This is a genomic window from Erwinia sp. PPS120 (assembly GCF_047918655.1).
GTDB lineage: Bacteria > Pseudomonadota > Gammaproteobacteria > Enterobacterales > Enterobacteriaceae > Erwinia > Erwinia tasmaniensis_A.
The window spans coordinates 144,059-169,946 of the sequence record NZ_JBLREF010000034.1; the positions used below are offsets into that span (position 1 = coordinate 144,059).

Annotated in this window: 21 protein-coding genes; 8 read left to right on the forward strand and 13 right to left on the reverse strand. The window is 56.9% G+C overall.

All coding sequences use genetic code 11. The features are described 5' to 3' along the window. Positions 1-125: 125 nt before the first annotated feature. Positions 126-1,247, forward strand: coding sequence for a Tli4 family immunity protein (locus tag ACLRGG_RS16550; protein ID WP_416250796.1), 1,122 nt, complete (start codon positions 126-128; stop codon positions 1,245-1,247). Between the two features lie 203 nt (positions 1,248-1,450). On the opposite strand, the gene proY is transcribed toward ACLRGG_RS16550, so the two are convergent. The 6 genes from proY to phoB form a co-directional block, all read right to left on the reverse strand. Continuing rightward, complete coding sequence (gene proY / locus ACLRGG_RS16555; protein WP_416250797.1) at positions 1,451-2,809, reverse strand: proline-specific permease ProY; 1,359 nt, start codon at positions 2,807-2,809, stop codon at positions 1,451-1,453. Positions 2,810-2,877: 68 nt separating this feature from the next. Then, positions 2,878-4,200, reverse strand: a complete 1,323-nt coding sequence (gene brnQ, locus ACLRGG_RS16560; RefSeq protein ID WP_416250798.1) for a branched-chain amino acid transport system II carrier protein — start codon at positions 4,198-4,200, stop codon at positions 2,878-2,880. A 403-nt stretch (positions 4,201-4,603) separates the two neighbouring features. Then, complete coding sequence (locus ACLRGG_RS16565; protein WP_416250799.1) at positions 4,604-5,707, reverse strand: cobalamin-independent methionine synthase II family protein; 1,104 nt, start codon at positions 5,705-5,707, stop codon at positions 4,604-4,606. A 225-nt stretch (positions 5,708-5,932) separates the two neighbouring features. Then, a complete protein-coding gene (locus ACLRGG_RS16570) occupies positions 5,933-6,865 on the reverse strand; it encodes a PstS family phosphate ABC transporter substrate-binding protein (RefSeq protein WP_416250800.1) in 933 nt (310 codons plus the stop codon). 14 nt (positions 6,866-6,879) lie between these two features. After that, positions 6,880-8,196 (reverse strand): phosphate regulon sensor histidine kinase PhoR, encoded by a 1,317-nt coding sequence (gene phoR / locus ACLRGG_RS16575; RefSeq protein WP_416250801.1) that lies wholly within the window; start codon positions 8,194-8,196, stop codon positions 6,880-6,882. 21 nt (positions 8,197-8,217) lie between these two features. Then, positions 8,218-8,907 carry a phosphate response regulator transcription factor PhoB gene (gene phoB, locus ACLRGG_RS16580; RefSeq protein WP_416250802.1) on the reverse strand — a complete coding sequence of 230 codons (690 nt, stop codon included), beginning with the start codon at positions 8,905-8,907 and terminating at the stop codon, positions 8,218-8,220. A 1,000-nt stretch (positions 8,908-9,907) separates the two neighbouring features. On the opposite strand from phoB, the gene sbcD reads away from it, so the two are divergent. From sbcD to ACLRGG_RS16600, 4 genes are all read left to right on the forward strand, one after another. Further along, positions 9,908-11,131: an exonuclease subunit SbcD gene (sbcD, locus tag ACLRGG_RS16585; protein ID WP_416250803.1), complete on the forward strand. Its 1,224-nt coding sequence runs from the start codon at positions 9,908-9,910 to the stop codon at positions 11,129-11,131. Between the two features lie 84 nt (positions 11,132-11,215). Beyond that, the gene (locus tag ACLRGG_RS16590) at positions 11,216-14,890 is read left to right on the forward strand and encodes an SbcC/MukB-like Walker B domain-containing protein (RefSeq protein WP_416250804.1); all 3,675 of its coding nucleotides are present in this window, start codon (positions 11,216-11,218) and stop codon (positions 14,888-14,890) included. Between the two features lie 47 nt (positions 14,891-14,937). Then, positions 14,938-15,801 carry a UilS family quorum-quenching N-acyl-homoserine lactonase gene (gene uilS / locus ACLRGG_RS16595; RefSeq protein WP_416250805.1) on the forward strand — a complete coding sequence of 288 codons (864 nt, stop codon included), beginning with the start codon at positions 14,938-14,940 and terminating at the stop codon, positions 15,799-15,801. Positions 15,802-16,020: 219 nt separating this feature from the next. Next, a complete protein-coding gene (locus ACLRGG_RS16600; RefSeq protein WP_416250806.1) occupies positions 16,021-16,434 on the forward strand; it encodes a cell envelope integrity TolA C-terminal domain-containing protein in 414 nt (137 codons plus the stop codon). Positions 16,435-16,576: 142 nt separating this feature from the next. Here ACLRGG_RS16600 and qhpR read toward each other — a convergent pair whose 3' ends face one another. Together qhpR and ACLRGG_RS16610 are read right to left on the reverse strand one after the other, a co-directional pair. After that, a complete protein-coding gene (gene qhpR, locus ACLRGG_RS16605; RefSeq protein ID WP_416250807.1) occupies positions 16,577-17,644 on the reverse strand; it encodes an AraC-like transcriptional regulator QhpR in 1,068 nt (355 codons plus the stop codon). A gap of 216 nt (positions 17,645-17,860) precedes the next feature. Next, the gene (locus ACLRGG_RS16610; RefSeq protein ID WP_416250808.1) at positions 17,861-18,865 is read right to left on the reverse strand and encodes a phosphotransferase enzyme family protein; all 1,005 of its coding nucleotides are present in this window, start codon (positions 18,863-18,865) and stop codon (positions 17,861-17,863) included. A 230-nt stretch (positions 18,866-19,095) separates the two neighbouring features. Here ACLRGG_RS16610 and eat point away from each other — a divergent pair, with 230 nt between their 5' ends. After that, positions 19,096-20,460, forward strand: coding sequence for an ethanolamine permease (gene eat, locus ACLRGG_RS16615; protein WP_416250809.1), 1,365 nt, complete (start codon positions 19,096-19,098; stop codon positions 20,458-20,460). Positions 20,461-20,512: 52 nt separating this feature from the next. Here eat and mak read toward each other — a convergent pair whose 3' ends face one another. Then, positions 20,513-21,418, reverse strand: a complete 906-nt coding sequence (gene mak / locus ACLRGG_RS16620; protein ID WP_416250810.1) for a fructokinase — start codon at positions 21,416-21,418, stop codon at positions 20,513-20,515. Positions 21,419-21,562: 144 nt separating this feature from the next. Between mak and rdgC the strand changes: the two genes are divergently transcribed. Continuing rightward, entirely contained in the window at positions 21,563-22,474 is a 912-nt protein-coding gene (rdgC, locus tag ACLRGG_RS16625) for a recombination-associated protein RdgC (protein WP_416250811.1), read from the forward strand. A 42-nt stretch (positions 22,475-22,516) separates the two neighbouring features. Here the strand turns inward: rdgC and ppnP are convergent, their stop codons facing one another. From ppnP to aroL, 4 genes are all read right to left on the reverse strand, one after another. Then, positions 22,517-22,807: a pyrimidine/purine nucleoside phosphorylase gene (ppnP, locus tag ACLRGG_RS16630; protein WP_416250812.1), complete on the reverse strand. Its 291-nt coding sequence runs from the start codon at positions 22,805-22,807 to the stop codon at positions 22,517-22,519. A gap of 69 nt (positions 22,808-22,876) precedes the next feature. Then, positions 22,877-23,704, reverse strand: a complete 828-nt coding sequence (locus tag ACLRGG_RS16635) for an AroM family protein (RefSeq protein ID WP_416250813.1) — start codon at positions 23,702-23,704, stop codon at positions 22,877-22,879. A 325-nt stretch (positions 23,705-24,029) separates the two neighbouring features. Beyond that, positions 24,030-24,221, reverse strand: a complete 192-nt coding sequence (locus ACLRGG_RS16640; protein ID WP_416250814.1) for a YaiA family protein — start codon at positions 24,219-24,221, stop codon at positions 24,030-24,032. A gap of 103 nt (positions 24,222-24,324) precedes the next feature. Next, complete coding sequence (gene aroL / locus ACLRGG_RS16645; RefSeq protein ID WP_416250815.1) at positions 24,325-24,849, reverse strand: shikimate kinase AroL; 525 nt, start codon at positions 24,847-24,849, stop codon at positions 24,325-24,327. A 301-nt stretch (positions 24,850-25,150) separates the two neighbouring features. On the opposite strand from aroL, the gene ACLRGG_RS16650 reads away from it, so the two are divergent. Beyond that, a complete protein-coding gene (locus ACLRGG_RS16650) occupies positions 25,151-25,849 on the forward strand; it encodes a DUF2076 domain-containing protein (protein ID WP_416250816.1) in 699 nt (232 codons plus the stop codon). Positions 25,850-25,888: the final 39 nt, after the last annotated feature.

The following is a 25,888-nucleotide window of genomic DNA, read 5'->3' on the forward strand; positions in this document are numbered from 1 at the left end:
GACCATGAGGGTGCCTATGCCGTAGACCCCGTGGACCGCTCCCGCTCGGTTTACAGCGACCTGTCCGACGCGCTGATGTTCACGGTCCGCTCGGTGGTGAAAATCGTGCAGCAGGTGCCGGCCCCATGAAAAAAATCCCGCTTCCCCTGCTTATCCCGCTGGCGATGATACTGCTGGCGGCCGGATTTTATATTTATAACTATGTGACGTTTGTGCATACGCCGCCGGCGTTAACGGACAAGGAAAAACGTATGGTCGATACCCTGTTTACCACCACCAAAGTCCAGTGCGTGGGGCGCTACGTGTTTGAGGTTCCCGCCTCGTTTGAAAATACCCTGACGGACCGCGCCCAGATTAATGAGGTCAGTATCAGCAGCAGGCGGCTCTACCGGCCGGCGTTTGTGCAGCGTATCCGGCTGCGGGAGGAGGTGCTGAAAAACAGCCATACGGTTGACCCGATAGATCGACCTTTTCTTAAGCAGGTGTACCGGCTGAGTGAGAAGGCGGTGATCTTTGATCGTAATAAAAATGAGAGTGCAGCGGGGTTTGGGCGTGTTCTGGAAGGGCACCTGTATATTGACGGGGTGGCATTTATCCTCACTCAGGAGATTACCGATTTAACAGACCCCAGGTATCAAAAAGATAAGGACGAGTTCATCAATGCTGGCGTCAATGCTGGCGATCTTAACACCAAGCTGCAGAAACTGGCGGAGCTACAGGATTTAATGTCCCGTCTGAGCGGGCGAAAAGACGATGAAATCCCGACGCAGCCGGGTACCTGTATTTCGCAAGGGTTTATTCGCGACGGGAACGGGAAGCCGAAGGAAGATATTACCTTTGTCTATCCGCATAATCCGGTCTTTTCTTTTGCTGTCTGGAGCAATAATACCTTAAAAGAAAGCACCACCATGTTGGAGCGAAGCGGTGAAATTCAGTCTTATATTCGCAGTGTTGACGGACGGACGCTGCGGAAGGGGCAAACGCAGATTGCCGGTTTTGATACCAGCGAATGGCTTATCACTGCCCCGCCACAAAAATCATCCGATAATCCGTCAAAACAGTTAATGTTTACTGCTATCGCCAATGAGAAAACGGCGGATTTCAGACATCCCAATCTTGACCTGACGTTGAGTAACGAGATCATGCCTGCGAGCGGTGATAGTTTGCTGACTTACAGCGATGCCGAACTGGTGGAGATATGGGATCGTATCACGGGCTCTTTCCGTCTCAGGAATAATGCGTTCTGAGTAAAATATCGGGCAAGGGGCAAAGATATTTGGTTTGTGTTTTATGGAGACGAACGCAGGAGAAAAGTTACCTGAACGGCGCGCTGGTCGGACGAACAGGGAAGATCGAGCAATCTGTTAAAAAGGGTCGGACATAATCCGGCCCTTTTTAATATAAGGTTCAGCGCAGCCAGACGAAACGTTGCCGGACTGCATAACAGAGGTTACTGAGCGCTTACTTTCTTCTTCACAAACAGCCAGCTCACCAGCAGCAGCGCAATCCAGCCTACCCCAACATACAGCGACACACGCGTATCCGGAAAGTAGCCAATCAGGCCGATAATAAAGGCCAGCGACAGTACGCCCACCATCGCAGTGAACGTACCGCCAGGCATGGCGAACTTCAGCGCCCGCGCCTGCTCTTTGCTCAGCGTCCGGCGGAAGCCAATTTGAGCGAAGAGGATCATTATCCATACCCAGACGGTGGCAAAGGTCGCCAGTGAAGCGATCACCAGGAACACTTTGCCCGGCATAAGATAGTTAAGATAAACCGCGACCAGCATCGCTATCATCATCACCAGCACCGTTACCCAGGGGATGCCGCGACGTGAAACCGTGGCGAACATTTTTGGCGCATGCCCCTGTTCAGCCATACCGTGCAGCATGCGGCCGACGCCAAAGACGTCACTGTTGATAGCCGACAGCGAAGCGGTGATAACCACAAAATTTAAAATAGCCGCAGCGGCGGCAATCCCCATATGCTGGAAAGTCAGCACAAAGGGGCTGCCGTTGGTACCAACCTGATTCCAGGGGAAGATCGACATAATCACGAACAGCGTACCCACGTAAAACACCAGAATACGCAGCGGAACGGTATTGATCGCACGGGGAATTGAGGCTTCAGGATCTTTCGCTTCACCGGCGGTGATACCAATAATTTCTATCCCGCCATAGGCGAACATCACAATCTGCAACGACAGCACCATGCCGATCACGCCGTGTGCAAAAAAGCCGCCGTTGGTCCATAGATTATGGATGCCGGTGGCCTGACCGCCGTTACCAATGCCCCAGAAGATAATGCCTGTCCCGGCCACGATCATGATGATAATGGTGGCGACCTTAAACAGCGACAGCCAGAACTCCACTTCACCAAATACCTTCACGGTCGCCATATTGATCGCGCCGATAATCAGCACCACGCTCAACACCCAGATCCAGTGTGGGACGTCCGGAAACCACACGCCCATATAGATGCCGAAAGCGGTCACGTCGGCAATCGCGACAATCAGGATTTCAAAGCAGTAGGTCCAGCCAGTGATATAGCCCGCCAGCGGACCCAGATAGTCCTGCGCATAACGTGAAAACGAGCTGGCCTGGGGGTTATTCACCGACATTTCACCCAGCGCGCGCATAATAATGTAGGCAATAGCCCCGCCGATAATATAGGCGAGGATAACGCTCGGGCCGGCCATTTTCATGGCATCAGCCGAGCCGTAAAAAAGCCCGGTACCAATTGCCGATCCCAGCGCCATAAAGCGAATGTGTCGGGTACTCAGTCCCTTCTTGAGCGTATTTTTTGTCATTTCTCTGTTTCTGATCCTGCTACGTTTGCCTCCCCGACGCATTAACGACGGGGAAGACGGATGATCGATTACTGTTGCGGCACGTTAGCGGGTTGACCACCGCGAACACGGTCATAGATAGCGGCCACGACCAGCATCGCCAGTGAAGGCGGCAGCCACGCCAGCCCCTGCTCTGCCAGCGGAAGATGCTGGGCAAACGCGGGCAGTATGGACGTCAGCTCACCGGCTTTGATGGCATCAATAATGCCGAACACCAGGCTGATAAGCATTGTTGGTGCGATAATGCGGCTACTTTTGTTCCACCAGCGCAGGGTAAAGCTCAGCAGGATCAGCACGATGCAGGGCGGGTAGATACCGGTTAGCACGGGGACAGAGATGCGAATCAGATGGCTCAGACCGAGGTTAGATACCAGCATGGAGAACAGGCCGAGAATAAATACCAGCTGACGGTAGGTCAGCGGCAGATACTGCTCAAAGAACTCCGCGCAGGCGCAGGTCAGCCCTACTGCCGTTACCATACAGGCTACAAAGATCAGCGCTGCCAGAAAAGTGCTTCCCATGCCGCCAAAGGTCTGCTGCACGTAAGCGTGAAGGATAGCGGCACCGTTGGCGCTTTGTTCAACCAGACCCGCGCTGTTGGAGCCGAGCTTGAACAGCGTCAGATAGACCAGCGTCAGGCCCACACCCGCGATCAGCCCCGCCAGGACGGTATAGCGCGTCAGGAGCTTAGCTTCACTGACGCCGCGAGAACGTGCGGCATTGACAATCACAATGCCAAACACCAGCGCGCCAAGGGTATCCATGGTCAGATAGCCATTGACGAAGCCGGTAGAAAAGGCCGCCTGTTGATAGGCATCCGTGGCCGGTGCCACCCCCCCGGCAGGCCAGATCAGCGCGGCAATCCCCAGAATGGCCAGCGCCACAATTTTCAGCGGCGCGAGAAAATGACCGACGGTATCGAGCAGCTTACCGGGATAGAGAGAGATACCGATAACCAGCGCAAAATAGATCAGGCTGTAGATCAAAAGCGGTAATGAGCCGTCACCGGTCAGAGGAGCAATACCCACCTCGAAAGAGACCGTCGCGGTGCGCGGCGTAGCAAACAGCGGGCCGACGGCCAGGTAGCACACGGTCGCCAGTACCAAACCGGCGGCTTTGCCAATCGGCGTGCTAAGTGCGTCGATGCCGCCGCCCACGCGCGCCAGCGCAATGACCGTAATCACCGGCAGGCCAACGGCGGTAATCAGAAAGCCTATTGCTGCGATCCAGACGTGTGCGCCCGACTGAATACCCACCATAGGTGGAAAAATAATATTACCTGCCCCCACAAACAGGGCAAAGGTCATAAAGCCCAGCGCGAGGATGTCTTTAGAAGATAATCGATTTGTCATAATCAGCGAAGCTGCCTGTACTGGTGTTAAGTGGAATCGTGATGTCAGAAATATCGCCCCGTGTGCGCTGAAAACACCGCCTTATCAAACCGATACAGGGAAATATATTGACCCAACGTCGCTCTGGCAGCGAATGTACGCTGATTTTGATTTTCTAACGGGGGATAATGTAAAAACGGCGCTAAGTAAACCGTTTATAGCGGAGAAAGGCAATACGGGATCGGGAATGCAGAGTGATATAGCGTAAAAAAAAGCTTATCCAGTGAATCTGTTCAGTTTATCGGCTGGTTGCCTTACATGATTTGTATGATTTGCAGGCAGCTCAGGGGGTTTTCCTGCTTTACCGACCTCATAAAGGCACAAAAGGCGCACCCTGGCGCGCCTTTGTGACCCTTTGCGGCGTTTACCAGACCTCTTTAGCGATATCGACCACCAGCCGCAGCTTTTCCCACTGTTGTGCTTCGCTCAGGCTGTTACCCTCTTCCGTCGAAGCGAAGCCGCACTGCGGGCTGAGGCAAATCTGGTCGGGGCTGACGAACTGCGCGGCTTCCGCAATGCGTTTTTTCACCGTCTGCGGATCTTCCAGCTCACCCGTTTTGGTGGTGATCAGCCCCAGCACTACCTGCTGTCTGCCCGGTTTGATAAAGCGCAGCGGCTCAAAGCCACCGGCGCGCTCGTTATCGTATTCCAGGAAGAATGCATCAATATTTACGCTGCCAAACAGAATTTCAGCTACGGGCTCGTAGCCGCCCTCCGAAATCCAGGTCGATCGGAAGTTACCCCGGCAGACATGCAGACCGATGGTGAGATCCTCGGGCTTGCCTTCGAGAGCCTTATTGAGCACCTGCGCATAGATGTGCGCCAGCTCTTCAGGGTCTTCGCCGCGCTCGCGGATTTGTGCCTTTTGGTCTTCGGAGCAGAGATACGCCCAGACGGTATCGTCCAGCTGCAGGTAGCGGCAGCCCGCGTTATAGAAAGCCTGAATCGCATCGCGATAGGTTTGCGCCAGATCGTCAAAATAGGTATTCAGATCGGGATAGACGGTGGCGTCTATCGCCTTACGGCCGCCGCGGAAGTGCAGCACGCTAGGGCTGGGAATGGTCATTTTCGCCATGGCGTCACCGCTGATGCTGTTCAGATAGCGGAAATCTTCCAGCATAGGATGCTGACCAAAGCCCAGCTTGCCCGTGACGCGTACGCTGTGTGCTTTGGTCTGCACGCCGTTAAACTGGATACCCTGCTCTGCTTCATAAAGCTCCACGCCCTCCAGGCCGTCAAAGAAATCGAAGTGCCACCAGGCACGGCGGAATTCGCCGTCAGTCACCACCTTAAGGCCGCAGGCACGTTGATATTCCACGACGTCACGGATGGCCTTATCCTCAGTATGACGCAGCTCTTCGGCGCTGATTTCACCGTTCTGGAACTGCTCACGTGCTTTTTTAATTGCGGCGGGACGCAGAAAACTGCCGACCACTTCGGCACGGTACTGAGCGGAATCTCTTTGCATGTTAGGTTACTCCTGGCCTGCGCGCACGGCGCATAATTTACCGGTGAAATAGTTACAACGGGTTATTTTTAGACTTCTGGATGTCTATATGTCCAGACGCAAGAATGTCATGAGAAAGTTTCAGGCGCAAACGAGTAAAATTCATCACAGCTGAAAAAAATTCATGTTGAGAAGGGTCGGGTAAGGCGGGTGTCTTACAACCGGGGCCATTGCCTGAAGCCGGGGTTACTTCGTTTCCAGCCCGGCCAGCCTTAGCGCGTCCAGACGCTGTGCGTCAGAAAGCGCCAGATAACCTGCCCGATTCACCTGCGTCTGTCCCTGCGGTGAAAGGATATGCCGCAGAAAGGCGGCAGTCAGCGGTGCCAGCGGCTGGTTTGGCGCCCTGTTGACGTAGATATAGAGCGGTCTGGCCCAGGGGTAGCGGCCACTGCGAATATTCTCTGCGTCAGGCGGGATCCAGTCATTCCCTGTGCGCGCGATGGGCAGCGTTTTAACCCCGCTGATATGGCTGCCCATACTGGCATAGCCGATACCGTTCAGCGTGGCGGCAACGGCCTGGGCGACCGCCGCCGCCCCGGGATACTCGCCGATATCATTGCGAAAATCACCGTGGCAGAGCGCCTGCTGCTTAAAAAAACCCCAGGTGCCCGAGGCGGAGTTGCGGCCAAAACGCTGAAGCGCCCGCGTTCGCCAGCCGGGCTGGGTCAGTCCGAGGTCACCCCACTGACGGATGATGGCGGTATCGCCACAGCGGCGGGTAACGGAAAAAATCGCATCGAGCTGGCGGGTATTTAGCCCCGCCAGCGGATTATCCTGATTCACCATCACCACCAGCGCATCCATGGCAACCGGCACGGCGAGGGGCGGATAGCCGTAGCGGGTTTCAAACAGCTGACGCTCTCCCTGTTGCATTGGACGACTCATTGCTCCCAGCTGAGCCGCCCCGGCAGCCAGCGCGGTTGGCGCAGTGGAGGAGCCGGCAGCCTGAATCTGCACGTTCACGCCGGGATACTGACGATTAAAACTCTCTCCCCACAGCGCCATCAGATTACCCAGCGTATCCGAGCCTGCGCTGCTCAAATTCCCCGCCAGCATTGCTTCGTTTGCCCGGGCCAGCAGGCTAAACAGCAGCAGCCCGGCAATAATCAGCTTTTTCATTATTGTTATCCGCATCAGTGAAGAAGCGCATTCTGTGATGATTCAACGCTGACAATCAACTCCGGCGGCAGAACAAAACTGAAACAGGTCTCGTCTCCCGGCTGGCTGCGTATTTCCAGACGACTGTGATGATGACTCAGGGCATGTTTTACAATAGCCAGGCCCAGACCGCTGCCGCCGGTTTGCCGCGATCGGGCTTTATCCACGCGATAGAAGCGCTCCGTCAGGCGCGAAATATGCTCTGCCGCAATGCCGGGGCCGTTATCCCTCACCCTGAACTCAGCCCCTTTCGGCGTGTTCAGCCATGCAATGTCAATCTGCGTGCCGTCCGGCGTATGGTTTATCGCATTGTAAACCAGATTAGAAAATGCGCTGTGCAGCTGCTCTTCATTACCGTAAACCCACAGATGAGGATCGGTGGAGAACTGCAACAGGTGATGTCCCTGACTGAGCGTGGCGGCTTCGTCCTCCAGCCGCCGCAGCATTGCGGGTATATCAACCTGCTCGTCCCTTCCCCGCATGGGTGCGGCTTCAATACGGGCCAGCGTCAGCAGCTGCTTCACAAGCCCATCCATACGGCGGGCTTGGTCCTGCATAGTCTGTAATGCTTTCTGCCGCCGTACGCCTTCCATCTCTGACGTTTCCATCATCTCAAGATAGCCCCCCAGCACCGTTAACGGCGTACGCAGCTCGTGACTGACGTTGGCAAAAAAGTTGCGCCGCGCGCCTTCCAGCTGATGCATCTGCGTGACGTCCCTTGCTACCAGAAGCCACTGCCCTTCGCTATAGGACATAACGCGAAATTCAAGATGGCGCTGGCTATTTAACACCAGCATCAGCGGACGGGTAAATTCGCGCTGGCGCAGATAGCGGGTGAACTCGGGATAGCGCAGCAGGTTGAGGATATTTTGTCCGTTATCTTCGGGCCAGCGCAGACCGAGCATCTGCTGGGCGAGGCCGTTGCACCAGAAGATGCTGCCCTCTTCGGTGGTCAGCACCAGCGCATCAGGCAGGGATTCAGCGCCGCTGCGAAAGCGTTTTATCAGATGACCGAGTTCGCGACGTCGACGGCGGTTTCGCGCCTGCATCTGATAAATACCGTAAAAAAGGGGTTCCCAGCTGCCGCGCCCGCCTGGCGGCGTCATGCTGCGGTCGATCCACAGCCAGTGCGACAGACGCAGGATGTTGGCAAAATGCCAGCCCAGCAGGGCCAGCACGGAGAGCAGCAGCAGCCACGGCAGATAGCCGATCAGCAGGCTGATAGCCAGCGCGGGCAGGCACGCCAGCAGCAGTTCAAGCAGTAATCTCTTCCAGGAGAGGCGTTCCAGCACGGTGGATACTCCGTTGCGAGATCAGTAGCGTGAGGAAAAACGGTAACCTGTGCCGCGCACCGTTTGCACCATGCGATCGTGTCCGGTAAGTTCGAGCGCTTTGCGCAGTCGGCGAATATGCACATCAACGGTACGATCTTCGACGTAAACGTTAGTGCCCCATACGTGATTAAGCAACTGTTCACGGCTGTAAACCCGCTCGGGATGGGTCATAAAGAAGTGCAACAGCTTATATTCCGTCGGTCCCATCTCAACAGGCTGGGTATCGGACATAACCCGGTGAGAGGAGGGATCCAGTTTCAGCCCCTGGATTTCGATCGCTTCTTCCACCGCCATCGGTGAAATGCGGCGCATGACCGCTTTGATGCGGGCGATAAGTTCTTTCGGTGAGAATGGCTTGGTGATGTAGTCATCGGCCCCCACCTCAAGGCCGCGAACGCGATCCTCCTCTTCGCCGCGCGCCGTGAGCATCATGACCGGTATATGCCGGGTCATGGCTTCACGCTTTAAGTGCCGGATAAGCTGAATTCCCGATCCACCGGGTAGCATCCAGTCCAGCAGTATCAGGTCAGGCCAGGGTTCAATGAGCAGGTTGATGGCGCTGTCATAGTCTTCTGCTTCGATCGGATGATAATCGTTTTGTTCCAGAACGAAACAGAGCATTTCACGAATGGGGGTTTCATCTTCAACCACCAGAATGCGCTTAGCCATTATTACTCCTGCTGTGGTAACGGGATTACACTGAGACTTGCGGCGCTATTATGCGTCACTTTTATGACATATTTATGAATAAAGCCCCAGCCCCTGGCGCAATTATGCTGCATGGGACGAATGTCTGCGCTGCCGGTGGGTAATCCCAGCGGGTGTCGGGAGTCGCAGCTACACGCTTCGCATGGTGCCTTTGGCTCCGGCTTCAGGCCGGACGGCCCGGTCGCGAGCGGGCATCCCCGCCCGCCGCTCCCTGAGTGCAGCATCCCTGCTGCCCTCGCCTGGCCTTCCGTCTGGGCCGCTTTGAGTAAAAACGTTTATCTGTCCGCGGGATGCAGAGCTGCTCCGGTAAAACCGTTTATCTGTCCGCAGATTTCCGAGCCTGTTTCCGTTAAGGTTTGCTCTCGCGCAGGATTCGGCTCACTTTTCGATTTAGTTTTTGGTGCCGCTATTCAGGTCATTTATCTGCACCACGAAAAAAACAGTCACAATAAACTGTGCACTCTCAGTCTTCTGATTTTCTTCATATCCTAACTATTTTGGTCATTGCTTATTTCCTGTACACATTCATATCTGGCGAAGAGTTTCCGGGGATCTCCTACACCGCCCTTACCCGCAGCCAGCACAATGCAGTAAGCCGACGGGTGGTGCCCGGTGACAGGCAATCCGCAGCGCTGAGTGGAGAGAGGAAGACCCGGATGGGCCAGCAGGGAGGCTGGCACAAGGGCATGCCGGGACAGGGATGTCACGTCATGCCCGGTCCGCAAGGTCGACGAGCGAAGCGAAGGAACCGTGCAAAGCACGGCGCGAGGACCGCCAGGCACCGGGCACCACTCGTAAGCGACAGCACTGAGCCTTTGCTACACCGGGCACATAACACAATGCATTGCACCCCTGGCGCGATAAATTAGCGCTTAATCAGTCAGGTTATCCCTTTCAGGCTGGGGTTTTGCCGCACGACGTTTATAATCGGCGCATCGGGTTTGCTGACCAAAGGATTTTCATGCGCATTATTCATACCTCCGACTGGCATCTTGGACAGTTTTTCTATACGAAAAGCCGCGCGCCTGAGCATCAGGCCTTCCTCGACTGGCTGCTGGTACAGGCCGTTGAACAGCAGGCTGATGCTATTATTGTCGCTGGCGACATCTTCGACACCGGATCGCCGCCGAGCTATGCGCGTGAACTCTATAACCGCTTTGTCGTAAAGCTACAGCAGGCGGGTTGCCAGCTGGTGGTGGTGGGCGGAAACCACGACTCCGTAGCCACCCTGAATGAGTCCCGCGAACTGCTCGCCTGCCTGAACACCACCGTTATCGCTGCGGCCAGCGACACCCCCGCCGAACAGGTTCTGCTGCTGAAAACCCACGACGGGCAGCCCGGTGCCCTGCTCTGCGCCATCCCTTTTTTACGCCCGCGTGATATCACACTCAGCCAGGCCGGGCAGTCGGGCCATGAAAAACAGCACTCCCTGCTGGAGGCCATCACTCACCATTACCAGCAGTGCTGGCTGGCGGCGCAGGCACAGCGCGACGCCCTTGGCCTCTCGCTGCCGATAATCGCTACCGGACACCTGACGACCGTCGGCGTGACCAAAAGCGACGCGGTACGCGACATCTATATCGGATCGCTGGATGCATTTCCGGCGCAGGCTTTCCCTCCCGCTGACTATATCGCCCTGGGCCATATCCACCGTGCGCAACGCATCGCCAACACCGAACACATTCGCTATAGCGGCTCACCTATCCCTCTCAGTTTTGATGAGCTGGGTAAGGAAAAAAGCGTCTTTATCGTCGATTTCGCCGGGGGGAAACTGAGCCGCGTCGAACCGCTGACTATCCCCCTGTTTCAACCCATGCAGATGATCAAAGGCACGCTGGAAGAGATTGAGCAACAGCTGGCGGCAATTGAAGCTCGCGAGGATGGCAAAAAGGTGTGGCTGGATATTGAGATTGTGACCCAGGACTGGCTGAATGATCTGCAGCGCCGTATCCAGACGCTGACCGAACAGTTGCCGGTTGACGTCGTGCTGCTTCGCCGCAGCCGCGAGCAGCGCGAGCAGACCCTCGCCCGTCAGGATAACGAAACCCTCAGCGAACTGAGCGTGCAGGAGGTGTTCGCCCGCCGACTGGCATCCGAGGCAGGCCGGGATCCCGGGCAGCTGGCCCGTGCCAGCCAGCTGTTTAGCCAGACGCTGGCAGAAATGGAAAATGAAGAGCCTTCATGAAAACTCGGAGGCAGGCTGAACTCCGTCACCAGGAACCATCATGAATACGCTAACGCTGGCTAAAATAAGTCACCGGGGATCACTATGAAAATCCTGACGCTGCGCTTTAAAAATCTGAATTCGCTAAAGGGCGAGTGGAAAATCGATTTCACTGCCGAGCCGTTCGCCAGCAACGGGTTATTTGCCATCACTGGCCCGACCGGTGCAGGCAAAACCACCCTGCTGGATGCCATCTGCCTGGCGCTGTATCACGAAACGCCCCGGCTGGGTAAGCTGTCGAACGCGCAAAACGACCTGATGACCCGCGATACGGCGGAGTGCCTCGCCGAAGTGGAGTTTGAAGTTAAAGGCGTGGCATGGCGAGCATTCTGGAGCCAGACCCGCGCGCGCGGCTCAGCGGAGGGTAACCTCCAGGTGCCTCGCGTCGAGCTGGCCCGCTGCGACGATAACACCATCGTTGCCGATAAGGTGAAGGATAAGCTGGAGATGCTCACCGCCCTCACCGGGCTGGACTTCGAACGTTTTACCCGCTCAATGATGCTGTCGCAGGGGGAGTTTGCCGCCTTCCTCAACGCCCCTGCCAACAAACGCGCGGAGCTGCTGGAAGAACTGACCGGCACGGAGATTTACGGACGGGTTTCGGTCAGCGTCTTTGAACATCACAAGCGTGCCCGCGCCGCGCTTGATACCCTTCTCGCCAGAGCCAGCGGCCTCTCCCTGCTGACGGAGGATGAAGTTACGCAGTTAACCGGGCAGCTACAGCAGCTTGAGGCAGAGGAGCAGGCGCTTACTTCACTTTCGCACCAGCAGCAACATCTGCTTCACTGGCACCGTCAGCAGATGGCGCTAACGGATGCCGTTACCGCCGCCCGTGCTGAGCACCAGCGCTCTGAAGATCGCTGGCAGGCGGCCCAGGCCGAGCTGGGTAAACTCACACTCGCGGAGCCAGCGGAAAAGCTACGGCCCCTCTGGCAGCAGCGTAACCAGCTCAGGCTGGATGCTGACAACCTGCAACAGCAGTTGCAGGCGCTGTCCACCCGGCAGCAGCAGGCGCGCGAACAGCTGGAAAGCAGCACTCAGGCGCTGCAAAAAGCCGAAGAAGCTCAGCGACAGCACGAAATGCAGCGTCAGCAGCAGGAGATGCTGATTACGGATAAGGTCGTGCCGCTGGATAACCGGTTAGCCACGCTGGCTCAGGAGCTGGAAGCTCTGACAAAAGAGGTCAGTGAGTACCAACACTTGCTGACGCAGCGTCGCGCAGCCCTGCAAACCAATCAGCAGGCGCAGCAGGATAAGCTGGCTCAGCAGGCACAGTTTCAGCAGTGGCGGACGGGCCATGCACGACTGGCCGACTGGGGGGAGTCCCTGCAACCCTGGCGGATGCAGTTTGAGCAGCAGCACCAAAGTGAGCAGGCGCTTACTGCGCTGCACCAGAGCCGGACTGAACAGCAGCTTACCGTTACCGCCCTGCAGCAGCAGCTCGATCGGCTGGACCTCACACTTCGCCCGCTGCAACAGCAGAGTGAACTTGCCCAGCGCAAAGTCAGCGAGGCTGAACAACACTACGTCACGCTCCAGCAGCAGGTTTCCGAAACCGCGCTCCAGGCCAAACTGACCAGGCTCCATCAGCAGCGCCCACTTCGGCAAACCCTGGCGCTGCTGGTGCAGCAGTGGCAGCAGCTCGCCGCGCGTCGCCAGCGAACGGAAGAGAGGCAGCAGGCCCTGCGGCAGCAGCTGGAGCAGGCAGAACAACAGCTACAGGCCTTACGCCGCGACTGGAAAGAGAAGCATCAACACCAGCAGGATCTGGATACGCGCTACAGGCTTGAACAACGTATCGTCAGCCTGGAACAGCACCGCGCACAGCTGACTGCCGGGCAGCCCTGTCCGCTGTGCGGAGCCTGTGAGCACCCCGCCATTGCCGATTATCAGGCCCTGCAGCCCTCAGAGACGCAGCAGCGCCTCGCGCAGCTCACCGCTGACGTGCAGCTATTGCATGATCAGGGAACGGCGAAAGGCGTGGAAGTCAAAAACCTGACGCAGCAGCTCGAACGGATGAAACAGGAACGGCAGGAGGCAGATGCCGATGCCGCCCGCCTGCTCAGCCAGTGGCAGACCACCGCTAACGCGCTGTCGCTGTCGCTGGCACCGGAACAGCAGCCGTCGGTTGCGGCGTGGCTGAACGAGGAGGAGCAGCAGGAAACCACCCTTCAGGCGCAGCTCACCCAGCTTCAGCAGGCCGCCCGAATGCTGCAGGAGCATAAGGATGCGCTGATTCAGCAGCAGAACAAGCTTAACGCTCTCCAGCAGCAGCGACAGCTTACCGAACAGCAGCAGCTTACTGCGACCCAGATGCTGAATGAGCGCGAGCAGCGTCTGACGCAGGCGCAGCAGCAGCTTGACCATCAGCGCGCCACGCTGGCCGCCTCGCTCGATAAATGTGGGCTGACGCTGCCAGAATACGGTGAGCATCAGCGCTGGTTAACACGCCGTGAAGAGGAGTGGCAGCAGTGGCAGCAGACGGAGCAGGCGCTAACTCACCTTGGCCCTGAGCTGGCCGCGCTGGCTACCCAGCAGCAGGCGCTGGCCGAAGCCATTGCTGACAGGCAGGCCAGTCTGGAGGGGCTGGAGAAGCGCCTTCAGGCGAAAACCGCCGAGCTGACTGAAGTCAAACAGCGGCGTCACCGTGCCTTCGGCGAGCAGCAGACGGCGGAGGTGCAGCAGCAGCTCAGACGTACGTCAACGCTGCGAGCGGAAGCCTGTCAGGTTCTGCAACAGCAGTGGCAGCAGCAGCAAAACCAGTTAAATACCCTGACCGGCCAGCATAATTCACTGACTGAGCAGTTATCTACGCTGGCCGACCGGCTGGCACAGCGGGAGCAGGCCTTTAATACGGCGCTGGCGGCCAGCCCTTTTAGCAACGAAGCTGAGTTTACTGCCGCCCTGCTGGAGGAAGAGCATATCCAGCAGCTGCAGAACCAGCATAAAGAGCATCAGGCACGGCGACAACAGACCGCCACTCTGCTGCAACAGGCGGAGAAAAACCTGGCGCAGTGGCTTGAGACCCGGCCGGAGGCGTTTCCAGAGGATGCCAGCAGCCTGCAGGTCGCGGTCGACGATACGGCGCGGGCGCTGCGGGAAAATGCCCAGCGCCAGGGCGAAGCGCGTCAGCAGCTTAACAGCGACGCGGCCCGCCGGCAGCAGCAGCAGGCCATGCTTAGCGAGATTGCCGTCAGCGAACGCCAGGTTGAAGACTGGGGCTGCCTGAATGACCTTATTGGCTCCAGCGGCGGCGACAAATTCCGCCGCTTCGCCCAGGGGCTGACCTTGGATCACCTGGTATGGCTGGCAAATAATCAGCTTATTCGTCTGCACGGACGCTATATGCTGCAGCGCAAGGCAGGTGAAGCGCTGGAGCTACAGGTGGTGGATACCTGGCAGGCCGACGCCCTGCGCGACACCCGCACCCTGTCCGGGGGGGAGAGCTTTCTGGTTAGCCTGGCCCTGGCGCTTGCGCTCTCCGACCTGGTCAGCCACAAAACGCGCATTGAGTCGCTGTTTCTCGACGAAGGCTTTGGCACCCTGGATGCGCAAACCCTGGACACGGCGCTGGATGCGCTGGATGCGCTCAATGCCAGCGGCAAAACCATTGGCGTGATAAGCCACGTCGAGGCGATGAAAGAACGTATTCCCGTTCAGATAAAAGTACGTAAAATGAACGGACTGGGCTACAGTAAGTTGGAAACTCCCGCGCATTAATATTGCGGCGGCGGGTCGGAAAGCGTTCACTTAAGGAGAAGTAAACCATGGAAACCATCAGTCATCAGCTCGACAACGGCATTGCCCTGACGCTCAGAAAACCCCTCTCTACGCTGGGTAATCTGCCAGTCATTATCCTGTGCCACGGCTTTTGCGGCATTCAGGAAATTCTGTTGCCGCCCTTTGCTGAAGCTTTTACCCGGGCAGGATTTTGCACTATCACCTTTGACTACCGGGGCTTTGGGGACAGTGCAGGCGAGCGTGGGCGTCTTGAGCCCGCCATGCAGATCGAAGATATTCTTACGGTTATCGACTGGGTGAAACAGCACCCTTTCTTTAATAATCAGCGTATCGGTCTGTGGGGCACCTCCTTTGGCGGCTGCCACGTATTTGGCGCGGCGGCGGACAACGCCGATATCCGCTGTATTGTCAGCCAGCTGGCTTTTGCCGACGGCGAGGATATCGTTACCCGGCACATGTCGGCGGAGGAGAAAGAAGGTTTTATCGCCACGCTAACGAAAATGGCAGACAAAAAGCGCGCGTCGGGTAAAGAGATGTTCGTTAACATCACGCGCGTGCTAAGCGATGAGGAATCAAAGGCATTTTTCGAGGAAAATAAGACGCGCTATCCGGCGATGGATATCAAGATCCCCTTTCTCACCGTCCGGGAAACGCTCCAGTATAAACCCGCTGAAAACGCCGCGCGCGTCACCTGCCCAACGCTGGTCGTGGTGGCCGGCAAGGATAACGTTAACCCTGCCGCTCAGGGGCAGGCCCTGTATAACGCGATAAAAGCGACCGATAAGCAATTTTATTGTGAAGAAAACGCCCACCATTATGACGTCTACAGCGGCGCACATTTTGACAGCGTTATTCAGGTCCAGCTCGACTGGTTCAAAACGCACCTTTAACTGACATTATTTGCCCGCAAAAGGATCGCCACGCGCGCGATCCTTGCTTACCAGGATCGCCATCATGATGGGCGATCCTGCATCCTGTTCATCGTGCGTCCTGCCGCTGCAATCCGCGAATAATCTGTAAATCTCCCAACCGCAGCGGATTACTCTGTCAGCCTCTCGCTAACGCGGTAAACTGGCGGATAACTTCGAAATTTTCTATCAGGGTGAGAAATGGCATCAAACGGGAACCGGTTCGCACTTATCGCGATGGGAACAGCGGGCATGTTGCTACTGCTGGCGGGATGTCAGTCAGCGCCAAAAGAGCGATCTTCGCTGACAGACTGGCAGGCTCAGGGAAAGAAAATTTGTGCAATCCGCAGCAGCGTTACGCAGGATGCGTGCGTGTACAGTTACGTTATGCGTGAAGGGATCCAGTCTGAATTTCCCGAAGCCGCCCGCTATAAAGGCCGTCAGTGCACGCTGGAAGTAGCGTATGGCAAAAATCATCGTTATAGCGTGCTCAGTACCGCTGGCGACGAGGCGCTTTGCCTGAAGGCCTGGAGCCTGGTCAGCAGCAATGACAACCTGCCACCGCCACCGCCCACCCTGTCAGGTCATACCATTGTCACTGTTGCGCCGCGCTGATGAACAGGATAGCCGTGCTGGCTGCGCATGGTTATCGCGCGCGCTCCGGGCAGGCCTGCGGCTTCCTGAGGCCTGTCTCGCGAAGCGGTGCGGAATACCGCTCCACGTTGCTCTGTACGCGGATTGCACCGCCTGAGACAATTTAGCTGGCCAGCTCATCCTGACGCCACTGGCGGGGGCTGATGCCAAACCAGCGACGAAAGGCACGTGAGAAAGCGCTGACTTCCGAGTATCCCAGCAGCAGCGCCATTTCAGAAATCGGTAGCTGCCGCTGCTGAAGATAATGCGTCGCCATTTCACACCGCACTTTGTCCACCAGCGTGCTAAAGGTTAAGCCCTCTTCTCGCAGCCGCCGCTGTAGCGACCAGCTTGACATGCCCAGCTTCTCCGCCACCTCCTCCAGTACCGGTTCGCCCTTCAGCAGCAGCAGATGAACCTGATTACGGGCGCGATCGGCAAGGCTCTGCTGCGGTGTGGCACGGTTCAGACGACGAATCGCATCCTGCATCACGGTCAGCAGCATCGGATCGCTGTCCGGCATCGCCCGGGTGAGATCTGGTTTGGCGATCAGCAGCGAGTTATAGGGTTGATCAAACCAGACGGGTGCATCAAACACTTTGCAGTGTTCATGCCACTGCCCCGGGCGGGGATGCTCAAAATGAACTTCACGCGGTGCCCAGTGCTTACCGGCCACGTGGCGGATCAGATTCAGGAACATGCCCAGCGTCAGCTCGGCATCCTGACGGCGGCAGAGTATTGCACCGTGGCGTACCTGATAGTCCAGACGCCAGCAGTCGCCCTTATCCACCAGTCGGGTCAGGGTATTATGCTGATGATAAGGAAAGGCGTTCACCACATTATGCAGCGCCTGCTCCAGGTTTGCGGAGCAAAGCCCCACGTAGCCAATCAGTCCCAGCGACTGTGGCTTAAACTGTTTGCCATAGTGCAGACCAAAGTTATCAAATCCCGAAGCGCGCGCGGCCTCCTCCATCACCCGGCAGTAGTTAATTAACCCCAGGCTGAGCGTCGGGCTGGCCAGCTGTTCAGGGTCAATGCCGCTCATGCCAAAGATACGGTCGGCGTCGCCACCCTTCTCGCTGATAAATTCGCTCAGGCCGCTGGCTGCGGCGGCCAGCACGCCCCGGTTGCATACCTCGCTGGCGTTCAGCGCTTTCATCACGGCGGGCTGTTTAATAAGGCCACTTTCCATCATCATCGCCTCAGCGTTGGGAACAGGCTGAGGATGCAGCAATTATCGTACCAATCCGCAAAGTTTAGAAAAACAGCCAGTTACGCCGCCTTCCGGCGGCCGCGGCACTGCCCTGGCGCGGCGTCTGCTCGCCCGCAGTGCATTAGCAACGCAGGCAGTCATCAGCAGCACTCTCCCCCGCTGGCAGCCTCTGCCCACGCGGGCCTGGGCCCGCCCTTACGCGCCAACGGGCAGCGCATCGGTTTCCAGATAGCGTCGGCACAGGCGCACGCTGTGATCCGCCCACTGCGGTCCCAGACTGCGGGCCATCCCGGTATCCGCGTGGGATCCCACCCAGGCCAGCAGTTGGATCCGTCGCTGGATCAGCAGCGTCGGCACCAGCGCCATCTCCTCATCGTTGATGTGTCCTGCACGCTCATAGCCCGTTATCCAGTGATCCACCCACTGCGGCGCACGGGGGTGATGCTCAACAAAGCTGATCGCCGCCGCCAGATCGTGGAGATACCAGCCAAAGCCGCAGTCGTCAAAATCGATCACCCGCGTTTCACCCTTACAGAGCAGCAGGTTGGTCAGGCGCAGATCGGCGTGGATCAGTCCGTAGCGCGATCCCGCTTTACCGAAACGTTCCAGCGCGCTTCCTGCCTGCGTAATGGCCTGCTGCACCGTTTGATGATCGGCCCCGCGCAGGCCGGGCGCGTCTTTCCAGTCACCCCAGTGGCTTTGTGGGCTGACCATCGTGTGATGATCCCAGATAATGCGCTGGAAGCCGGCTGGCTTTTGCCAGCACCTGCTGTGCTGATGCAGCCGGGCCGTAATCTGCCCAAGCTGCTGGAAGGCACGTGGATCGACATCGGTTCCGGGCATCTCGCCGTCGATCCAGTGAAATAACACCGCATACCGTTCGCCTCCGTTTGCCAGCGGCAGCGACTGCACGCGCTGCCCTGTTTCATCCGGCACGGCCTGCGGCACAACAATCCCGGTTTCGCGCAGGGCATCCAGCCAGTTTAGCTCGCTCTCAATATCGCCGTGCTGATGATAGTCGCCGCGATGCAGACGCAGGGCGTAGCGCACGCCGGCGACCTCCAGCAGAAAAGTGGCATTTTCGGAGCGGCACAGCAGGCTGAGCTTTCCCTCCCGCGCAAAGGGATAGTGGCTTATCGCCTGTCGGGCCAGCGCCATCAGTGCGCTGTTATCGAGATGTTCAGATTGCCTTGCTGTCATAATGTGGCTCCCCTATGGGTATGGGTTATCCGATGTGGTGATATCAGCATGGCAACCTGGAATCGGACTGGCTTGACGACGGACGACACTCTTTTGACTTTAGCGTGCATCCGGCGTTTCAGACGGCAGGGAGTTGACCGCAGAGCACAAAATTGATCACGGCAGCGTCAAGTTTATTCAGTGCACCCGACGGCATTATCGACAGACACGCTTCTGACGGGGATATCAGTATGACAAGCACGTTAAAGCCCACCCTGGGCACCATACATCTGTGGGGTATTGCGGTAGGTCTGGTTATCTCCGGCGAGTATTTTGGCTGGAGCTACGGCTGGGGCGTCGCGGGTACGCTGGGCTTTCTGGTCACCACCCTGATGGTCGCTACCCTCTATACCTGCTTTATATTCAGTTTTACCGAGCTTTCCACGGCTATTCCTCATGCTGGCGGCCCTTTTGCCTACAGCCGCCGCGCCTTTGGTGAAACCGGCGGACTGATTGCAGGCATGGCGACGCTGGTGGAATTTGTCTTCGCGCCCCCGGCCATTGCCATGGCGATTGGGGCTTACCTTAACGTGCAGTACCCGCACCTCAATCCCAAATATGCCGCCGTGGGCGCCTATATTCTGTTTATGCTGCTGAATATTCTGGGCGTCAAGCTGGCAGCGATGTTTGAACTGGTGGTGACCGTGCTGGCGGTAATGGAGCTGCTGGTCTTTATGGGCGTGGTGGCCCCCGGTTTCAGCATGGCGAATTTTGTCGCACACGGCTGGGCGGGCAGCGATCATCCAGGAGTGGCCGCCGTGTCCGGAATTTTTGCCGCTATCCCGTTTGCGATCTGGTTTTTCCTGGCGATTGAAGGCGCAGCGATGGCCGCCGAAGAGGCCAGAGATCCGAAGCGGACCATCCCTCGCGCTTATATCGGCGGTATACTGACGCTGGTGGTACTGGCCGTAGGCGTCATGCTGATGGCGGGCGGTGCGGGCGACTGGCGCAGGCTGTCAGATATTAACGATCCCCTGCCGCAGGCGATGAAGATGGTGGTGGGTGAGCATTCGGGCTGGATGCATATGCTGGTGTGGATTGGCCTGTTTGGGCTGATTGCCAGCTTCCACGGCATTATTCTGGGCTACTCCCGTCAGTTTTTCGCCCTGGCGCGCGCGGGCTATCTTCCCGCTGGCCTTGCGAAGCTGTCGCGCTTCCAGACGCCGCATCGTGCCATTATCGCGGGCGGACTGATCGGCATCGTCGCCATCTTCAGCGACGGCTGGATCAATTTGCAGGGCATGACGCTGACGGCGGCGATGATCACCATGGCGGTGTTCGGCGCAATTGTTATGTATGTGATGAGCATGCTGAGCCTGTTTCGCCTGCGCCGAACCGCTCCCGAGCTGGAGCGTAGCTTTCGCGCACCGGGATATCCGATTGTACCGGGAATTGCACTGGTGCTGGCGCTGGTTTGTCTGGTCGCGATGCTGTGGTTTAACCCGGTTATAGGAGGGCTGTTTGTCGCTTTTATGGCGGTTGGATATCTCTACTTCCTGATGACCAAAAAACAGCGTGCCCGCGCCCCGCGCGATGCCATGCTGTTTGGTGAGTAACCCCGATACCGACTTAATGATGCGCGTAATCGCCTTACGCGCAGTGATAACGCTAAAGAGGCCAGAGCCAGGCCGCGCCACGAACGCCGCTGGAGTCTCCGTGCCGGGCTTTGAGAATGGGCGTTTCGCATTCGCCGCCAAACACCCACTTTTTAATAAGCTGCGGCAGGGTCTGATAGAGACGATCGACGTTGCTCATCCCGCCCCCCATTACGATCGCATCCGGGTCGAGAATATTTACCACCTGCGCCAGCGATTTAGCCAGCCGCAGTTCATAGCGGCTAATCGCCAGCTCGGCCAGCGGATCCTGCTGCGCCAGCAGGCTGATGATATCCGCGCCCTTACGTTTAATGCCGCTCAGACGATGATAGTCGGTGCCAAAACCGGTACCGGAAATATAGGTTTCGATACAGCCGGATTTGCCGCAGTAGCACGGGACTTCATCACGATAGCGCTGCTCATCTTCATCCATCCAGGGCAGCGGATTATGCCCCCACTCTCCGGCATTGCCGTTACGGCCGGCATGTGCCTGCGCATTGAGCGCCACACCGGCCCCGCAGCCCGTACCAATAATAACGGCGAAGACGGTCTGCTGGCCCTTCGCTGCACCGTCCACCGCCTCGGATACCGCCAGGCAGTTAGCATCATTGGCAATGCGTACCTCACGGGCCAGCATCCTGTGCAGATCCTTATCCAGCGGCTGGCCGTTAAGCCACGTAGAGTTGGCATTCTTAACCCGATGAGTAAAGGGAGAAAGGGTGCCGGGTATACCCAGCCCCACGCTGCCACGCTGCCCGGTCTTCTCCTCAGCCAGATTCACCAGGCCGATAATCGCCTCCAGCGTTTTGGTATAGTCATTTCTCGGGGTGTCCACCCGGTGGCGAAACAGCGTCTCTCCCCGGTCGGAAAGCGCAATCACCTCAATTTTCGTTCCACCTAAATCTATTCCAATACGCATTGTTATTCCTCATTTTTTTGCGCCCGTCCCTTAACCTTAGAGTGGCATCAACCTAAAGGCAATGAAACGCTGCCGCCGATTCGCTATCATGCGCGCTGTCGTTGAAACCGCGCGCCTGATGCGCGCATGGAGAGGGAAAGCATAATGCTGTGGTTTAAAAATTTAATGGTATATCGTCTGAATCGTGAGATCCCGCTGGCGGTTGACGAGATGGAAAAACAGCTTGAGGCCTTCACCTTCACTCCCTGCGGCAGTCAGGATATGGCGAAAACCGGCTGGGTATCGCCAATGGGGCCGCGAGGCGATGCGCTGACCCACGTTAATAAAGGTCAAATCCTGATCTGTGCCCGTAAAGAAGAAAAAATTCTGCCTTCGCCAGTGATTAAACAGGCGCTGGAAGCCAAAATTGGCAAGCTCGAAGCCGAGCAGCAGCGGAAACTGAAAAAAACCGAAAAGGACTCGCTGAAGGACGAAGTGCTGCACAGCCTGCTGCCTCGCGCCTTTAGCCGCTTCAGCCAGACCTTTGTCTGGATCGACACTGTCAACAATCTGATCATGGTTGACTGCGCCAGCGCAAAAAAAGCCGAAGACACGCTGGCGCTGCTGCGTAAATGTCTGGGTTCGCTACCAGTTGTCCCGCTGACGATGGAAAACCCCATTGAACTGACCCTGACTGAATGGGTGCGCTCAGGTGACACGCCAGCCGGATTCGCCCTGATGGATGAAGCCGAACTCAAAGCCCTGCTGGAAGATGGCGGCGTTATCCGCTGTAAGAAACAGGACCTGGTCTGCGATGAGATCGCTAACCATATTGAAGCCGGTAAGCTGGTGACCAAACTGGCGCTCGACTGGCAGGAGCGCGTTCAGCTGCTGCTCTCTGACGACGGATCGCTGAAGCGTCTGAAGTTTTCAGATACGCTGCGCGAGCAGAATGATGATATTGACCGTGAAGATGTCGCGGCGCGCTTCGATGCAGATTTTATCCTGATGACCAGCGAACTGGCGGCGCTGATTGTGAATACCGTCGAGGCGTTAGGCGGGGAAGCTCAGCGTTAATTCACGAGGGGAACAGGGGCGGTGGTATCGCCCCTGGCAAGCTTAATCTTTCAGATAGCGACACAGGTAAGAAGAGGGTTCAGCCACCTGCACGTGAAACTCGCTATGGCCCGGAACGTTAAAGACCTGGCCCGGCTCGAACAGCTTCCATTCGGTTTCACCCGGCAGCAAAACCTTTAGCGACCCGCTCACCACGGTCATCTCTTCCGGCTGGCCGGTGCCGAAAGCATACTCTCCCTCTGCCATCACCCCTACGCTGGCACGGCCCGTACTGGCGCTGTCAAAACCAATCGATTTCACCTTTCCGTCGAAGTACTCACTGACGTTGAGCATATCACTATCCTTACATTGTATTGAAAGACAAAGGTATTATGGCGGAGCAAAAAAGCCGGGCTTCCCGGCTTAATCCAGCAGGTCCGCTGCCAGTTTCGCAATAAGCATATTTGACAGCACTACCGGGATCCCAAGCAGTTTTTGTAAAAAATCACGATGCCGCTGATGATACCCCAGGCAGTCCAGTACCACCACGTCTGCCCCTTTCTCCTGAAGCAACAGCGCCGCATCAATCAGCTCCTCGTCGTTCAGCGCCCACGGGCTGGCGACGGCAAAGTGAGGCCGCTGGCTCAGGCTGCGCCATTTGCGTGCCTGCTCCGCAAGAAATTCTTCCCGCGCCACGACAATACCCACCTGATGTCCGGCAGTAATTGCTTCGACCAGGGGGGGCAACAGGCTGTAAGGCTCCAGCAGGACGGCACTGCGGGTAACAAGGTTCTTATACTCCCCACTACAGAGCAACAGCAGCGTTTCATATCCCTGCTGCTCAAGCTCGTCAATGCGCTTTTGCAGTTCAGCCTCAACGCGTGCGGCGGACAATATCAGGTGGCTGCCCTCTTCCAGTCGCGCCATAACGACGCTCTCACCGTTAATGGGAGCATACAGGCTTTCAATTTCCGCAGCAGTGAGATTATCCAGCAGGCCGACGTGAACAATCTGCTCTTCAGTCATCAGCTCGGTCAGCAGCGGTTTCAAATCGCTGCCCGAAGCCGTGCCAAGGGTCAGGGCGACCAGTCGTTTTGTGGTCGCAGTCGTGCCAGTGGGGGCTGCCTGATTTACCGCTGACTGCTGGAAGTGTTCATCGTCGGGGGACGTCATCGGTGCAGTGAGCGTCTCCTGCCCGGTCGGGGACAAGGTCTCTGGTGATGAAAGGGGCTGGGTCAAATAATCAATCAATGCTCTGTCCAGTAGAATTTTTTATTAACACGCGTTCGCGCAGCCGGCGATCAACGCGAGTGTAACTTAGCCGAAAAATAAGGGGATGCCGCTGCCGGGTCAAGTGAGTATCCGATGAAACAGCCCAGATTTGCCAGCAGGATAAGTCAGAAACGTCGCCTTCCCCCCAATTTAGATCCAGTTATTCTCGTTAACTCTGCACATTAAGCGACTTAAGTAGGACTTAACCGCCAGATAAGCTAAATGCCGGGGGCGAATTCCGAATTTAAACATGCACAGCTGACAGAATTAAAAAAAGCGCTTTACGGCGTCCCTGCCTGTGACGTCACTCTTTCTCTTTATCTTCATAGCGCGCCTTAGCATCCTGCGCTTCCTGCTCTGATTCATGTTCACTGATAAGCGTTCCGGCCTTAGGGTGATCAGCACGCAGCTCATACCAGGTTACCGTGCTGCCGGAAACCCCTTTCTCTACAGGAATAATTGTCGCGACACGAGGATACGGTGGTCTTGTTGGCATATAACTCCCCTTCCTTTATCAATAAGATTTTGCCGGCCGGTGAAGCCGGACCCCATCAGGTCTGAATTAAGTATAGACAATTATTGACATTTTCCGGGAATAATCAAACCGCACGCGCCAGTGAGAGGGAATGAATAATCGCTTCCACGACGCTCTCAGGCGTTTGCATTGCGTTAATCACCCCATGGGCCGCATCATGGTAAAGACCATCGCGGGCCGCCAGCACCTCGATCATTTCATCAGCAATAGGGCGACCCGTAAGCGTCGGGCGCTGGTCCTTTTCTGGATAGGCCTCAAGGCGAGCGGCAAGCACGCCAGCATCGGCGTTAAGATACAGCACGCTTCCCTTTTCGCGCATATAACGACGATTTTCCGCCGCCAGTACCATGCCGCCGCCGGTCGCGATCACCGTAAAGGGTGCGGTCACATCTTTAAGAGCCTGGGTTTCACGCTGTCGAAAGCCACTCCATCCCTCTTCCGCCACGATCTCCGCAACGGTACGCTGTGTGATGAGCTGAAGATGACTGTCGGTATCACGAAAGGTGTAGCCCAGCGCTGAGGCTAATGCCTGACCGACGGTGGTTTTTCCGCATCCGCGTGCGCCAATCAGATATAGGGGTAACGACATAGCTGGCACTTCCTCACCCGTTTGCGGCACGCACCGCAACATCAGGCCGATAATGATTAACTTTGCACCGCATGATACCGATAAAATTCCTGCACCACCAGTAGTAACGTTTTCCTTACACCGTATGCGCAGCATAATGCTTAAAAGCCGATATTTTACATAAGGTTAATGTATGTAAAGATTACTATACATAAACACTCTTTTAAGCCACTCTGCTGGCAACATTTCCTTACCCGAAGGGCATTTACTTTCCTTCCGGGTGGCTCAAAATAGCGTTATCGCCCGTTACGGAGGATTACCTGTGCAGATCGAAGAACAAAAGTTAATAGAAAGTCTGTTTGGCCGTTTAAAGCAGGCTGAGACTCAGTCGGGCCCGCGAGATGCGTCAGCTGAAAAGCTGATTCAGCAGCAGCTGCAATCGCAGCCGGGTGCACCTTACTATATGGCTCAGGCTATCCTGATTCAGGAAGCGGCCATGAAACAACTGAACAATCGCGTCAGCGAACTGGAAGCGAAGCTGGCGCAGCAACAGCCTCAGCAGAGCAGCGGCGGATTCCTTTCCGGCCTGTTCGGCGGCGGCCAGCGTCAGCCACAACCGACGCAGCAGGCACCTCAGCAGTCTGCGTGGAACAGTGCGCCTTCTCAGCCGCAACCGCCTGCATACGCGCCTCAGCCGGCAGCGGCTCCCTCTGCCTCGCGCGGATTTCTGGGCGGCGCGCTACAAACCGCGGTTGGCGTGGCCGGTGGCGTGGTGATGGCGGATATGCTGACCAGCATGTTCCATAAATCACAGCCGGAAGAGATTGTGAATATTATCAATGAGCCTGCCATGCCGCAGGAGAGCTTCGATAATAACCTTGATACCTTTAACGGTAACGACGGACAGTTTCTGAATCAGGACGCCGGGCTACAGCAGGATAACGGTAGCAGTGACTTTGCCGGCTTCGGCAATGACGGCTATGACGATGATGACTTCGGAGACGACGACAGCTTCCTCTGATCCTGCCAGCGGGTGGCGGTATGCCACCCGCTACGCTTT

What these genes read in the sequence shown, in the direction of transcription:
- mak (WP_416250810.1), bottom strand. Translation starts at nt 21,418, where the DNA reads ATGCGTATTGGAATAGATTTAGGTGGAACGAAAATTGAGGTGATTGCG.
- brnQ (WP_416250798.1), bottom strand. Translation starts at nt 4,200, where the DNA reads ATGACAAATCGATTATCTTCTAAAGACATCCTCGCGCTGGGCTTTATG.
- aroL (WP_416250815.1), bottom strand. Translation starts at nt 24,849, where the DNA reads ATGTCGTTACCCCTATATCTGATTGGCGCACGCGGATGCGGAAAAACC.
- uilS (WP_416250805.1), top strand. Translation starts at nt 14,938, where the DNA reads ATGGAAACCATCAGTCATCAGCTCGACAACGGCATTGCCCTGACGCTC.
- ACLRGG_RS16590 (WP_416250804.1), top strand. Translation starts at nt 11,216, where the DNA reads ATGAAAATCCTGACGCTGCGCTTTAAAAATCTGAATTCGCTAAAGGGC.
- qhpR (WP_416250807.1), bottom strand. Translation starts at nt 17,644, where the DNA reads ATGGAAAGTGGCCTTATTAAACAGCCCGCCGTGATGAAAGCGCTGAAC.
- proY (WP_416250797.1), bottom strand. Translation starts at nt 2,809, where the DNA reads ATGACAAAAAATACGCTCAAGAAGGGACTGAGTACCCGACACATTCGC.
- ACLRGG_RS16570 (WP_416250800.1), bottom strand. Translation starts at nt 6,865, where the DNA reads ATGAAAAAGCTGATTATTGCCGGGCTGCTGCTGTTTAGCCTGCTGGCC.
- phoB (WP_416250802.1), bottom strand. Translation starts at nt 8,907, where the DNA reads ATGGCTAAGCGCATTCTGGTGGTTGAAGATGAAACCCCCATTCGTGAA.
- ACLRGG_RS16640 (WP_416250814.1), bottom strand. Translation starts at nt 24,221, where the DNA reads ATGCCAACAAGACCACCGTATCCTCGTGTCGCGACAATTATTCCTGTA.
- eat (WP_416250809.1), top strand. Translation starts at nt 19,096, where the DNA reads ATGACAAGCACGTTAAAGCCCACCCTGGGCACCATACATCTGTGGGGT.
- ACLRGG_RS16565 (WP_416250799.1), bottom strand. Translation starts at nt 5,707, where the DNA reads ATGCAAAGAGATTCCGCTCAGTACCGTGCCGAAGTGGTCGGCAGTTTT.
- ACLRGG_RS16550 (WP_416250796.1), top strand. Translation starts at nt 126, where the DNA reads ATGAAAAAAATCCCGCTTCCCCTGCTTATCCCGCTGGCGATGATACTG.
- sbcD (WP_416250803.1), top strand. Translation starts at nt 9,908, where the DNA reads ATGCGCATTATTCATACCTCCGACTGGCATCTTGGACAGTTTTTCTAT.
- ACLRGG_RS16600 (WP_416250806.1), top strand. Translation starts at nt 16,021, where the DNA reads ATGGCATCAAACGGGAACCGGTTCGCACTTATCGCGATGGGAACAGCG.
- rdgC (WP_416250811.1), top strand. Translation starts at nt 21,563, where the DNA reads ATGCTGTGGTTTAAAAATTTAATGGTATATCGTCTGAATCGTGAGATC.
- ACLRGG_RS16610 (WP_416250808.1), bottom strand. Translation starts at nt 18,865, where the DNA reads ATGACAGCAAGGCAATCTGAACATCTCGATAACAGCGCACTGATGGCG.
- ppnP (WP_416250812.1), bottom strand. Translation starts at nt 22,807, where the DNA reads ATGCTCAACGTCAGTGAGTACTTCGACGGAAAGGTGAAATCGATTGGT.